Source organism: Kitasatospora sp. NPDC088391 (assembly GCF_044753345.1).
GTDB lineage: Bacteria > Actinomycetota > Actinomycetes > Streptomycetales > Streptomycetaceae > Kitasatospora.
In genome coordinates this window covers 648140-660059 of the sequence record NZ_JBIVNB010000003.1, presented here as the reverse complement: position 1 = coordinate 660059, position 11920 = coordinate 648140, and the positions used below count along the sequence as shown (strand labels likewise).

General features: G+C 74.6%; 12 protein-coding genes. 7 read left to right on the top strand and 5 right to left on the bottom strand.

Annotation, left to right across the window (positions count from 1 at the left end; genetic code table 11):
• Positions 1–29 precede the first annotated feature (29 nt).
• Together ACIQBJ_RS11715 and ACIQBJ_RS11710 are read left to right on the top strand one after the other, a co-directional pair.
• On the top strand, positions 30–500 hold the full coding sequence (locus ACIQBJ_RS11715) for a phage holin family protein (protein WP_400707486.1): 471 nt from the start codon (positions 30–32) through the stop codon (positions 498–500).
• 87 nt (positions 501–587) lie between these two features.
• On the top strand, positions 588–1553 hold the full coding sequence (locus ACIQBJ_RS11710) for an alpha/beta fold hydrolase (protein ID WP_400707483.1): 966 nt from the start codon (positions 588–590) through the stop codon (positions 1551–1553).
• A gap of 473 nt (positions 1554–2026) precedes the next feature.
• Here ACIQBJ_RS11710 and ACIQBJ_RS11705 read toward each other — a convergent pair whose 3' ends face one another.
• Together ACIQBJ_RS11705 and ACIQBJ_RS11700 are read right to left on the bottom strand one after the other, a co-directional pair.
• The gene (locus tag ACIQBJ_RS11705; RefSeq protein WP_400707480.1) at positions 2027–2728 is read right to left on the bottom strand and encodes a metal-dependent hydrolase; all 702 of its coding nucleotides are present in this window, start codon (positions 2726–2728) and stop codon (positions 2027–2029) included.
• A 125-nt stretch (positions 2729–2853) separates the two neighbouring features.
• A complete protein-coding gene (locus tag ACIQBJ_RS11700) occupies positions 2854–4038 on the bottom strand; it encodes a MarP family serine protease (RefSeq protein WP_400707477.1) in 1185 nt (394 codons plus the stop codon).
• A 145-nt stretch (positions 4039–4183) separates the two neighbouring features.
• On the opposite strand from ACIQBJ_RS11700, the gene ACIQBJ_RS11695 reads away from it, so the two are divergent.
• Positions 4184–4993, top strand: coding sequence for a DUF4389 domain-containing protein (locus tag ACIQBJ_RS11695; protein ID WP_400707474.1), 810 nt, complete (start codon positions 4184–4186; stop codon positions 4991–4993).
• A 22-nt stretch (positions 4994–5015) separates the two neighbouring features.
• Here ACIQBJ_RS11695 and ACIQBJ_RS11690 read toward each other — a convergent pair whose 3' ends face one another.
• Both ACIQBJ_RS11690 and nth read right to left on the bottom strand, forming a co-directional pair.
• Positions 5016–5717, bottom strand: coding sequence for an NUDIX hydrolase (locus ACIQBJ_RS11690; protein ID WP_400707471.1), 702 nt, complete (start codon positions 5715–5717; stop codon positions 5016–5018).
• The gene (nth, locus tag ACIQBJ_RS11685; protein WP_400707468.1) at positions 5714–6565 is read right to left on the bottom strand and encodes an endonuclease III; all 852 of its coding nucleotides are present in this window, start codon (positions 6563–6565) and stop codon (positions 5714–5716) included. The genes ACIQBJ_RS11690 and nth overlap by 4 nt, the downstream gene beginning before the upstream one ends.
• Before the next feature lie 129 nt (positions 6566–6694).
• On the opposite strand from nth, the gene ACIQBJ_RS11680 reads away from it, so the two are divergent.
• The 3 genes from ACIQBJ_RS11680 to ACIQBJ_RS11670 all read left to right on the top strand — a co-directional run bounded on the left by ACIQBJ_RS11680 (position 6695) and on the right by ACIQBJ_RS11670 (position 9922).
• Positions 6695–6997: a heavy-metal-associated domain-containing protein gene (locus tag ACIQBJ_RS11680; protein ID WP_400707465.1), complete on the top strand. Its 303-nt coding sequence runs from the start codon at positions 6695–6697 to the stop codon at positions 6995–6997.
• Positions 6998–7050: 53 nt separating this feature from the next.
• Positions 7051–9303, top strand: coding sequence for a heavy metal translocating P-type ATPase (locus ACIQBJ_RS11675; RefSeq protein WP_400707462.1), 2253 nt, complete (start codon positions 7051–7053; stop codon positions 9301–9303).
• Positions 9304–9472: 169 nt separating this feature from the next.
• The gene (locus ACIQBJ_RS11670) at positions 9473–9922 is read left to right on the top strand and encodes an iron chaperone (RefSeq protein WP_400707459.1); all 450 of its coding nucleotides are present in this window, start codon (positions 9473–9475) and stop codon (positions 9920–9922) included.
• Positions 9923–9951: 29 nt separating this feature from the next.
• Here ACIQBJ_RS11670 and ACIQBJ_RS11665 read toward each other — a convergent pair whose 3' ends face one another.
• Complete coding sequence (locus ACIQBJ_RS11665; RefSeq protein WP_400707456.1) at positions 9952–10800, bottom strand: isocitrate lyase/phosphoenolpyruvate mutase family protein; 849 nt, start codon at positions 10798–10800, stop codon at positions 9952–9954.
• A 110-nt stretch (positions 10801–10910) separates the two neighbouring features.
• On the opposite strand from ACIQBJ_RS11665, the gene ACIQBJ_RS11660 reads away from it, so the two are divergent.
• A complete protein-coding gene (locus tag ACIQBJ_RS11660; protein ID WP_400707453.1) occupies positions 10911–11906 on the top strand; it encodes a helix-turn-helix domain-containing protein in 996 nt (331 codons plus the stop codon).
• Positions 11907–11920: the final 14 nt, after the last annotated feature.

The following is an 11920-nucleotide window of genomic DNA, read 5'->3' as shown; positions in this document are numbered from 1 at the left end:
CCACCCAGCCCGCTGAACGGAGATCTCCGATGGCCGCAGGAGCCGCACCCTCGAACGGCCGCACCCCGCACGAGGGCGAGCGGACCGTCGGCGAACTGTTCGCCGACGCCACCGCCGAGCTCTCCAGCCTGGTGCACGACGAGATCGCCCTCGCCAAGGCCGAGATCAAGGCGGACGTGGTGCGCGGCGGCATCGGCACCGTGGCGGGCGTGGTGGCCGGGGTGGTGGCGCTGGCGTCGGTCCCGATGTTCTCGTTCGCCTTCGCCTGGGGCCTGCAGGCGCTGGGCATCACCACCGGCTGGTCGTTCGCCATCGTGGGCGGCGCGTACCTGCTGGTCGCGGCGCTGCTGGCGTTCCTGATGATCCGGTACTTCAAGAAGATCCGGAAGCCGGAGCGCACCATCGCGGGCGCCCAGGCCACCGCCCAGGTGCTGAAGAACGCCCGGCCGCGGCCGGCCACCAAGGAGGAGATCGACCGGGCGCTGGGCCGCATCCGCTGACGTCGGCCGACCACCGCGGCGTAACGGTTGCGTGAGGTCACGAGTGCCGGGCGGGTGGGAAGGGCGGGGGTGTGACAGGCTGCGGACATGTCGTTGGACCAGAAGCCCGTGGATGAGACCGCCCCCGTGCCCGCCCGGCCCGCCGTCGACGAGGCGTGGAGCGTCCGTTCGGCCGGGCCGTGGACGCACCGCGACGTGGCGGCGAACGGCGCCCGGTTCCACATCGCCGAGCTGGGCGAGGGGCCGCTGGTGCTGCTGGTGCACGGCTGGCCCGAGTACTGGTGGGCGTGGCGGCACCAGCTGACGGCGCTGGCCGAGGCGGGCTTCCGGGCGGTGGCGCTCGACCTGCGCGGCACGGGCGGCTCGGACCGCACCCCGCGCGGCTACGACCCGGGCAACCTGGCGCTGGACATCACCGGGGTGATCCGCTCGCTCGGCGAGCGGCAGGCGCACCTGGTCGGGCACGCCACCGGTGGCACGCTGGCCTGGGTGGCGGCGGTGATGCGGCCCTCGGTGATCCGCAGCCTGACCGCGGTCTCGGCGGCGCACCCCCGGCACCTGCGGCGGGCGCTGCTGACGGACCGCCGGCAGATCGCCGCGTTCGAGCACGTGCTGGGCTTCCAGCGGCCGTGGCTCCCGGAGCGCCGGCTGCTCGCCGACGACGGGGCGCTGGTCGGCGAGTACCTGCGGGCCTGGACGGGGCCGAACCTGCTGTCCGAGGACGCGGTGACGGCGTACCGGAAGGCGATCCAGGTGCCGAGCACCGCGCACTGCTCGATCGAGCCGTACCGCTGGCTGATGCGGTCGATGGCGCGGCCGGACGGCATCCAGTTCGCCCGCCGGATGAAGAAGCAGATCACCGCGCCGGTGCTGCACGTCCAGGGTGCGGCGGACCCGGTGCTGCTGTCGCGGACGGCGCTGGGGGCGGGCGAGTACGTGTCCGCGCCGTACCGGTGGCGGCTGCTGCCGGGGGTCGGGCACTTCCCGCACGAGGAGGTCCCGGAGGAGTTCACCTCGGAGCTGATCGGGTGGGTCCGGCAGCACAAGGACTAGCGGACGACGGGCCGTCAATTCCCCGACACTGCCCGGACGTTACTTGTGTTCATATGACAAGCGCATAGGCCAGTCGCAAGGGTCCGGCGCGGTTACTCCGGGCGGAGCAGGGGAATCCATCCGGTATGACCTGGATGCCCGATCGAGAAGCCCAGCCGCGCCGACGCCGCCGTGGCAGCAGCAGCTCGCAACCGCACGTCCCGCAGCCGGAATGGCCCTACGAGCCGTCCGGGCGGACACCGCGCGGTTCGGGGTACCGCCTCGGCATTCCGAAGATCATCGGCCGCCGCGCCCGCTGGGTCGGTGCCCGACTCCGCCGGGAGCTGTAGCCGCCGCGCACGGGGGGGGGGGGGGGGCCCCCCGGGGGGGGGGGCGCCCCCCCCCCGGGGGGGGGGCCCCCCCCCCCCCGGGGGGGGGGCCCCCCCCCCGCGGGGGGGCCCCCCCCCCCCGCACGTGCGGGTGCGGGTGCGGGGTCAGCCGAGCACGGCCGGGGAGATCGCGGTGGACCAGAGCAGCAGCCCGAAGGTGGCCAGCGTCATCACCGGGACCAGGATCTTGGTCTCGACCTTGTTGCCGGTGCGCTTGATCAGCACCACCTCGTAGCGCTCCTTGTGCGGCCACAGCAGCGGCGAGCCCTGCTTGGTCAGGCAGTCGCCGAGCAGGTGCGCCAGGGTGCCCAGGGCCACCGCGTAGGGCAGCCAGCCCGGGGCGCTGGGCAGCCACTTGAGCATGCCGAAGGTGCCGAGCGCGGCCAGGCCCATCACGGTGATCCAGGCCTGCGGCCCGTCGCCCGGCGGGCGCAGGTGCAGTGCCTGGAGCGCCATGGCGAGCAGGAAGAACGTCAGCCCGATGGTGAAGTTGCGGCCCAGGAACTCGATGCCCGCCCAGCTGCCGCCGCCCATCAGCGCGACGAACAGCAGCGAGTGGGTGGCGTGCCGGTGGCCGCCGGAGATCCAGGCGACGAACTGGCAGAGCACCTTGGAGACCGGGCCGAGGAAGTTGGCGATGGTGCCGTCGTGGTGGTCCAGGTCCGGTAGCAGGGCGGCGCCGGCGCACAGCACCGTGCCCATCAGGACGTCCGCGGGCTGCAGGTGGATGCCCAGCACCGGGGGGAGGAACGGCGCGGTGGCCGCGAACAGCAGGGCGCCGCTGACCGCGTGCGAGTGACCCATCATGACGTCTGCGTGACCTCCCGTCGGGCTCCTTCCAAGGCGGTCCGGATTGGACCGTTCGGGTGAGCGCCGCCGACGCTACCAGGCCGGACGGACGGACCGTCAGAGCCGGTTCCGGACCGGGCCGGTCAGAGTGCGCAGCCCTCGGTGTCGACCCTGGCGCCGCCGGTGGCGCCCTGCACGGCGTCCTCCTTCACCTCGGCGGCGGTCAGCACGTAGCCGGTGTCGGAACTGTCCAGCGACTTGGCGAACACCACGCCGTACACCTGGCCGTCCGGGGTGAGCAGCGGGCCGCCGCTGTTGCCCTGGCGGACCAGCGAGCGGACCGAGTAGACGTCCCGGACCACCTGGCCGCGGTGGTAGATGTCCGGGCCGTTGGCCTGGATGCGCCCCCGGATGCGGGCGGGCTGGACGTTGAAGGCGCCGTTCTCGGGGAAGCCCGCGACGATCGCCGAGTCGTTGGTCCGGGCCTCGCCGGCGAAGGCCAGCGGCGGGGCGTTCAGCTTGGGGACGTCCAGCACCGCGATGTCGCGCTGCCAGTCGTAGCGGACCACCGTGGCGTCGTAGAGCTGGCCGGTGCCGCCGATCTGCACGGTCGGCTCGTCGACGCCGCCGACCACGTGGGCGTTGGTCATCACCCGGTGCGGGGCGAACACGAAGCCGGAGCCCTCCAGGGTCTTGCCGCAGGACGCGGCGGTGCCCAGCACCTTCACCAGCGAGCTCTTGGCCCGCAGCACGCCCGGGCTGTTGGCGAGCGCCGGGTCGGGCGGCTCGACCTCGGTGATCGGCTCCTGCTCGAAGGGGTTGAAGACCTGCGGGAAGCCGTTGCGGGCCAGTTCCTTGCTGAAGTCGGAGAACCAGTTCGGGGCGTCGTCCGGCAGCGCGGCCTGCACCGAGCCGAGCACCGCCGAGGTGCGGACCTGCTTGGAGACGGTCGGCATCGAGGTGCCCGCCAGCGCCGAGCCGATCAGCCAGGCCACCAGCAGCATCGACACCACGTTGACCAGCGAGCCGCCGATCGCGTCCAGGACCTTGACCTTGCCCTGTCCGATCCGCCCGCGGAGCTTCCAGCCGAAGTGCGTGGTGACCGCCTGGCCGATCGCGGCGAGCACGATCACCACCACCACCGCGACCACCGAGGCGGTGGTGCCCGGCGACAGGTGGCGCAGCAGCAGCGGCAGCAGTTGCACGGCGATCAGGCCGCCGCCCAGGAAACCGAGCACCGAGAGCACCCCGACCACGAACCCCTGCCGATAGCCGGAGACGGCGAAGCCCAGTGCGGCGGCGATCAGCAGGAAGTCCAGGACGTTCACCCGGATACCCTCCCACGAGCCACCGGGCGGGGGACACCGGTCCCCGACCGTCGCCCGATCGGGTCAGTCCGGCGGGCAACACGCCCGCCGCCCTTGCGACCGTCGGAACATCGGAACATCTGACGACGCATCAGGGAGTGGCGGCGTGGAACAGCCCCAGTGGGACGTGCCGACGGTGGACCGCACCGAATTCCTGCCCGCCCTGGACGTGCCGCCGCCCGGCCCGCAGAACCGGCTCACCGTGCTGCTGCGCCTGCTGCTGCTGGTCCCGCAGTTCGTGGTGCTCTGGCTGCTGTCGATCGTCGCCTTCGTGGTGGTGGTGATCGGCTGGTTCGGCGCGCTGTTCACCGCCCGGCTGCCCCGGTTCGCCGCCGACTGGCTGAGCGGGTACCTGGGGTACGACACCCGGGTCTACGCCTCGATGCTGCTGCTGGTCGACCGCTACCCGCCGTTCCGCTTCGCGGCACCCGACCACCCCGTCCGGATCGAGGTCCGGCCCGGCGGGCGGCTGAACCGGCTGGCCGTGTTCTTCCGGCTGCTGCTGGCGATCCCCGCCGCGATCGTCCAGGGCCTGCTGCAGACCGGCTGGTGGGCGATCTCCTTCATCAGCTGGCTGATCGTGCTGGTCCTCGGCCGGATGCCGCAGACCCTGTTCGAGGCGACCGCCGCCGTGCTGCGCTACCGGATGCGCTTCCAGGCGTACCTCACGATGCTCACTCCGGCCTACCCCAAGGGCGTGTTCGGCGACCCGGCCGGGTCCGAGCCGCAGCACTCCGCGACCCGGCCGCTGGTGCTCGGCGGGCCCGCGAAGGCGCTGCTGGTGGTCTACCTGGTGCTCGGGCTGATCGGGTCCGGGGCGAGCTCGACGAGCAGCCAGTGGACCGACGACGGCCACGTCGACGGCGACACCGTGTCCACGCTGGCGCCGCTGACACCGGTGCCGCCGACGGGCTGACGGGCCGACAGGCCGACGGGGATCAGGAACCGCGGGGCCGGGAGAGCTCCGCGGCCTCCTCGGAGAGTTCGACGGTGCGCCGGGTGTCCCAGGGCCGTTCCAGGCCGCTGAAGTGCAGCACCCGGTCGATCACCCCGGCGGTGAAGCCCCACACCAGGCGGTCCGCGACCTGGAACGCGGGCCCGGTGAACCCCGACGGGTGCCGCAGCTTCGCCCGGTTCGCCGGATCGGTCAGCTCGGCCAGCGGCACCCGGAACACCGCGCCGGTCTCCGCCGGGTCCACCACGGCGACCGGCGACTCCCGCCGCCACCAGCCCAGCACCGGCGTCACGACGAACCCGCTGACCGGGATGTACAGCGCCGGCAGCCGTGCGAACAGTTGCACGCCGGACGGGTCCACGCCGGTCTCCTCGACCGCCTCGCGCAGCGCCGCCGCGAGCGGCCCCGCGCCCACCGGGTCGCCGTCCTCCGGGTCCAGCGCGCCGCCCGGGAAGGACGGCTGGCCGGCGTGCGAGCGCAGGCTGCGGGCCCGCTCGATCAGCAGCAGGTCCGGGCCGGCCGGGCCCTCGCCGAACAGCATCAGCACCGCCGAGGGCCGGCCGCCCTCGGCCGGGGGCAGGAACCGGCTCAGCTGCTCCGGCACCGCCCGCTCGGCGGCGTCCCGCACCGGCAGCAGCCAGCCCGGCAGGCCCTCGCGCTCCAGGACGGGGGGCGTCGTCGTCACGAGCGGCCTCCGGCGGACTCGGCGGCGGACCCGGCGGACCCGGCGGACCCGGCGGCGGCCGGGGCGGCGGCCCCGCCGGGGAAGTCGGCGGGCGGGCGCAGGCGCTGGCCCGGCTGCCCGGCCAGTTCGTACTTGAGCAGCTTGCGGGCCTGCTCCGGGTCGGTCTCGCCGATGCCGTAGGAGGGGCAGAGCGGCGCGATCGGGCAGGCCCCGCAGGCGGGCTTGCGGGCGTGGCAGACCCGGCGGCCGTGGAACACCACCCGGTGCGAGAGCATCGTCCAGTCGGACTTCGGGAAGATGGCCATCACGTCGGCCTCGACCTTCTCCGGGTCCTCCTCGGTGGTCCAGCCGAAGCGGCGGGCCAGCCGGCCGAAGTGGGTGTCCACGGTGATGCCGGCGCCGCCGAACGCGTTGCCGATCACCACGTTGGCGGTCTTCCGGCCCACGCCGGGCAGCGTGACCAGGTCCTCCAGCTTGCGCGGCACCTCGCCGCCGAAGCGGTCGCGCAGCGCGATGGACAGCCCGATCAGCGACTTGGCCTTGGCCCGGAAGAACCCGGTCGGCCGGATGATCTCCTCCAGCTCCTCGGGCACCGCCGCCGCCAGGTCCTCCGGCGTCGGGTACGCCGCGAACAGCGCGGGCGTCGTCTGATTGACCCTCAGGTCGGTGGTCTGCGCCGACAGCACCGTCGCCACCAGCAACTGGAACGGTCCGTCGAAGTCCAACTCCGGGTGCGCGTACGGGTACAGCTCCGCCAGTTCCCGGTTGATCCGGCGGGCCCGCCGCACCATCCCCAGGTGCGTCTCGGGCTTCTTCCGCCCGGCCTTCGCGGCCTTGCTCTCTGCCATGCACGAAGGCTACGCCGAACCGGCGGGGCCACGGCCGCGATTCGGCCGCCCGCTGTCCCCGGTCCGGGGAGGTGCTTGCGCTTGATACCCCCCAGGGGTATAACTGAGAACATCGAACGAGATACCCCCATGGGGTATCGAGAGACCACGGAGGCCCCGATGTCCTGCTGCTCCACCGAAGGCACCTGCTCGACCACCGCGACCACCGCCGCGCCGGCCGCCGTCACCACCGTCTTCACCGTCGCCGGGATGACCTGCGGCCACTGCGAACAGGCCGTCGGCAAGGCGGTCGGCGCGCTGGAGGGCGTCACCGCCGTCCGGGTCGACGTCCGCGGCGGGCTGGTGAGCGTCGACTCGGCGACCGGGTTGGCGGAGGAGGCGGTCCGCGCCGCGATCGACGAGGCCGGCTACCGGCTGACCGGCCGGGCCTGAGAGACACCCGCAACACCCCGGCCCCGGCCGGGCCGAGACCACGAGGAGCCCTGATGACCACCCAGGCCGCACCCGCCTCCACCGAGGTGGAACTCCGCATCGGCGGCATGACCTGCGCGTCCTGCGCCGCGCGGATCGAGAAGAAGCTCAACCGCATGGACGGCGTCCGGGCCAGCGTCAACTACGCCACCGAGAAGGCCAAGGTGGTCGTCGAGGGGCCCGTGGAGGTCGCCGAGCTGATCGCGACCGTCGAGGCCACCGGCTACACCGCCGCGCTCCCCGAACCCCCGGCGGCGGCCCCCGCGACCGGGGGCCCGGCGCCCGCCGACGAACTGGCCCCGCTGCGGCAGCGGCTGGTCACGGCCGTCGTGCTGGCGGTGCCGGTGGTGGCGATGGCGATGGTCCCGGCCCTGCAGTTCGACAACTGGCAGTGGCTGTCGCTGACCCTGGCCGCGCCGGTGGTCACGTACGCCGCCTGGCCGTTCCACCGGGCCGCCTGGACCAACGCCAGGCACCGCGCGGCCACCATGGACACCCTGGTCTCGCTCGGCACCGGCGCCGCGTTCCTCTGGTCGCTGTGGGCGCTGTTCCTCGGCCACGCGGGCATGCCCGGGATGCGGCACGGCTTCGAGCTCACCGTGTCCCGCTCGGACGGCGCGTCCAACATCTACCTGGAGGCGGCGGCCGGGGTCACCGCGTTCATCCTGGCCGGACGGTACTTCGAGGCCCGCTCCAAGCGGACCGCGGGCGCGGCGCTGAAGGCGCTGCTGGAACTGGGCGCCAAGGACGTGACGGTGCTCCGGGAGGGGCGGGAGGTCCGGCTGCCGGTGGCGGAACTCGCCGTCGGGGACCGGTTCGTGGTGCGCCCCGGCGAGAAGATCGCCACCGACGGCCTGGTGGTCGAGGGCAGCTCGGCCGTGGACGCCTCGATGCTGACCGGCGAGTCGGTGCCGGTCGAGGTCGGCCCCGGCGACCGCGTGACGGGCGCGACCGTCAACGCGGGCGGGCGGCTGGTGGTGGAGGCCGCCCGGATCGGCGCCGACACCCAACTGGCCCGGATGGCACGGCTGGTGGAGGACGCGCAGAACGGCAAGGCCGCCGCGCAGCGCCTCGCCGACCGGATCTCCGGGGTCTTCGTGCCGATCGTGATCGCGCTGGCGCTGGCCACCCTCGGCTACTGGCTGGCCACCGGCGAGGGCTGGAGCGCCGCGTTCACGGCGGCGGTGGCGGTGCTGATCATCGCCTGCCCGTGCGCCCTCGGCCTGGCCACCCCGACCGCGCTGATGGTCGGCACCGGGCGCGGCGCCCAGCTCGGTATCCTGATCAAGGGCCCCGAAGTCCTGGAGAACACCCGCAGGGCCGACACCGTCCTGCTCGACAAGACCGGCACCGTCACCACCGGCCGGATGACCCTGCTGGGCGTGCACACCGCCGACGGCACCACCGAGGACGAGGCACTGCGCCTGGCCGGCGCCCTGGAACACGCCTCCGAGCACCCGATCGCGCAGGCGGTGGCCGCCGCCGCGCAGGAGCGGTTCGGTGAACTGCCGGGCGTGGAGGGCTTCGAGAACGTCCCCGGCCTGGGCGTGCAGGGTGTCGTCGAGGGCCGCGCGGTGGTCGCCGGGCGCGAGGCGCTGCTCGCCGACCGGGCGCAGCACCTGCCGGCCGGGCTGCTGGCGGCGAAGACCGCGGCCGAGCGGGCCGGGCGGACCGCGATCGCGGTCGGCTGGGACGGCGCGGCCCGGGCCGTGCTGGAGGTCGCCGACGCGGTCAAGCCGAGCAGTGCCGAGGCGATCGCCGACCTGCGGGCGCTCGGCCTGCGGCCGGTGCTGCTGACGGGTGACAACCGGCTGGTCGCCGAAGCGGTGGCAGCCGAGGTCGGCATCCCCGCCGAGGACGTGATCGCCGAGGTGCTGCCGGAGGACAAGGTCGCCACGGTGCGGCGGTTGCAGGCGGAGGGGCGGACGGTGGCGATGGTCGGCGACGGCGTCAACGACGCGGCCGCGCTCGCCCGGGCCGACCTGGGCCTGGCGATCGGCACCGGGACCGACGCCGCGATCGAGGCCGCCGACCTGACCTTGGTCCGCGGCGACCTCCGCTCCGCCGCCGACGCGATCCGGCTGTCGCGGCGGACCCTGGCCACCATCAAGGGCAACCTGTTCTGGGCCTTCGCCTACAACGTGGCCGCCCTGCCGCTGGCCGCCGCCGGACTGCTGAACCCGATGATCGCGGGCGCCGCGATGGCCTTCTCCTCGGTCTTCGTGGTCGGCAACAGCCTGCGGCTGCGGACCTTCAAGGCCCGCTGAAACGTCCACCGGAACGTCCACCGGAAGGCCCGCTCGGCGGCCGTCCGCCGGTCCGGCCCCGGGGCTCTCCGCCCCGGGGCCGGACCGATCAGTTTCCGAGAAGCCCCGGGGCGGGCCGCGTTCCTAGGATGAACAACGTCAGCAGGCAGCGGGAACGGGAGGAACGGTCATGGCGGACACCGAGAAGCACGAGGGTTTCAGCGCGGACGAGCGGGCGGCGATGAAGGAGCGCGCCAAGGAGCTGAAGGCCGAGTCGAAGCGGGCCTCGGCCGCGGCGAAGGCCGCCGAGGCGGAGCAGGAGCTGCTGGCGAAGATCGCCGAGATGCCGGACGAGGACCGGCTGCTGGCCGAGCGCTTCCACGCGATCGTCACCGAGGTCGCGCCGGAGCTGGCTCCGAAGACCTGGTACGGCATGCCCGCCTACAACAACGCGGACGGCAAGCCGGTCTGCTTCTTCCAGAGCGCCGCGAAGTTCAAGTCCCGCTACGCGATGATCGGCTTCAGCGACAACGCCAAGCTGGACGACGGCGCCATGTGGCCGACCTACTTCGCCGTCGCCGACCTGGGCGAGGCCGAGGCCGCCCGGATCGGCGACCTGGTGAAGCGCGCCGTGAGCTGAACCACCGTCCACTCTCCCGCACGCCCTGGTCAGCGCCCGCCGACCAGGGCGTTCAGGGTTCCGAAGTCGAGCGCCCCGTCCAGGGCGCCGAGGGTGCCGGGGCCGAGCAGCTCGACGGCGGCCCGGTGCGCGGCGGCGTAGGCGGACTGGGCGAGCGCGGTGCCCAGGCTGATCCGGCGCACCCCGGCGGCGGCCAGCTCGGCGACGGTCGGGCCGCCCGCCACCGCCATCGCGTTCACCGGCAGCGGGGCGGCGGCGGTCAGCGCGGCGAGCGCGCCGAGGTCGAGCAGGCCGGGCACGAACAGCGAGTCGGCCCCGGCCGCCGCGTACGCCCCGGCCCGGCGCAGCACCTCCGCCGGGCGGTCGGCGGCCGCGCCGACGCCGAACAGGTGGACGTCGGTGCGGGCGTTGACCAGCAGCTCCGGCAGCCCGGCCGCGACGGCGGCGGCCCGGGCGGCGCGCAGCCGGGCGGACTGCTCCTCGGCGGTGAACAGCGGGCCGCCCGGGGCGGTGGAGTCCTCCAGGTTGACGCCGACGGCGCCCGCCGCGACCACCGCGCGGACGGTCTCGGCGACGTCCTCCGGCGCGGCCCCGTAGCCGCCCTCGATGTCGGCGGTGACCGGGACGTCCACGGCCGCGACGATCCGGCGGACCGCCTCGGCCATCGCCGCCCGGTCCAGTCCGTGGCCGTCGCCGCGGCCCGCCGACCAGGAGACGCCGCCGCTGGTGGTGGCGATCGCCGGGGCGCCGGCGGCGGCGATCACGGCCGCGCTGCCCGCGTCCCAGGCGTTCGGCAGGACCAGCAGCGGACCGGCGGCGAGGGTGCGCAGGGCGCGGGCCTGCTCGGTGGAACGGGCGGGAAGGGTGTGCGAGGACATGGCGGAAACCGCTTTCCGGACGGGGTGCTCGGGCTGCTCCGATCCTGGCAGCAGCCGCACCGGATGCCGATGGATTAAGCTCTGGCCGAATCCACGGACGGGGTGAGGCGATGCGGACCGGACTGCCGCTGTCGGTGGGCGACCTCGCCCTGACCAGGTTCGCGGTCTCCCCGATGTGGGAGGTGGTGACGAGCTTCCGCGCGCTGGCCGCCGACCCGGTGCCCGAGCCGCACCGGCGCTGGGCCGCCCAGGTCCGGCCCCGGCTGGCGGCGGCCGGCCTGGACCGCGGCTGGCTGGCCGACCTGGTCCCGCCGCGCGGCCACCTGCCGGACTTCCTCAACCCCGTCCCGGGCGAGCCGGTCGCCGAGCTGGCCGGGGAGCTGGCCCTGGTCCGGGCCACCGGCCCCGAGCAGGTCCGGCGGGACCTGGACCAACTGCGCGCCGACCGGCGCGGCCCGCTGCCGGCCCGGCTGCGGGCGCTGGAGCGGGAGCCCACCGAGGCGCTGGGCCGGATCACCGCCGAGATCGGGACGTACTGGCAGCTCGCCCTGGCGCCCTACTGGTCGCGGGTCCGGGCCGTCCTGGAGGCGGACGTCCTGCGGCGGGCCCGGCACGCCGCCGGGGCGGGCAGCGCCGGGATGCTCGGCGAACTGCACGGCACCGTCCGCTGGGCCGACGGCACCCTGCACCTGTCCGAGCGGCACTGCGCCGTCACCCGGATCGCCACCGGGGCCGGGCTGCTGCTGATCCCCTCGGTGTTCGCCTGGCCCCGGCTGCTGACCCGGGTGGTCGGGGCCCAGACGCCGCAGCTCTGCTACCCGGCGCTGGGCGCCGGAACGGTCTGGGAGCAGCGGCCGCACCCCCGGGCGGAGGCGCTGGCGCCCGTCCTCGGCCGGACCCGCACCCGGCTGCTCACCGAACTCGACACCCCCGCCTCCACCACCGAACTCGCCGCCCGCTGCGGGCTCTCCCCCGCCGCGGTCTCCCAGCACCTCACCGCGCTCCGCGCCGCGGGCCTGGCCTCCTCGCACCGGGCCGGCCGCCAGGTCCTCTACGCCCGGACGGGCGTCGCGGACGACTGGCTGGACGCGCTGCCGGAAGCGTGACGGCGGGCGGGACG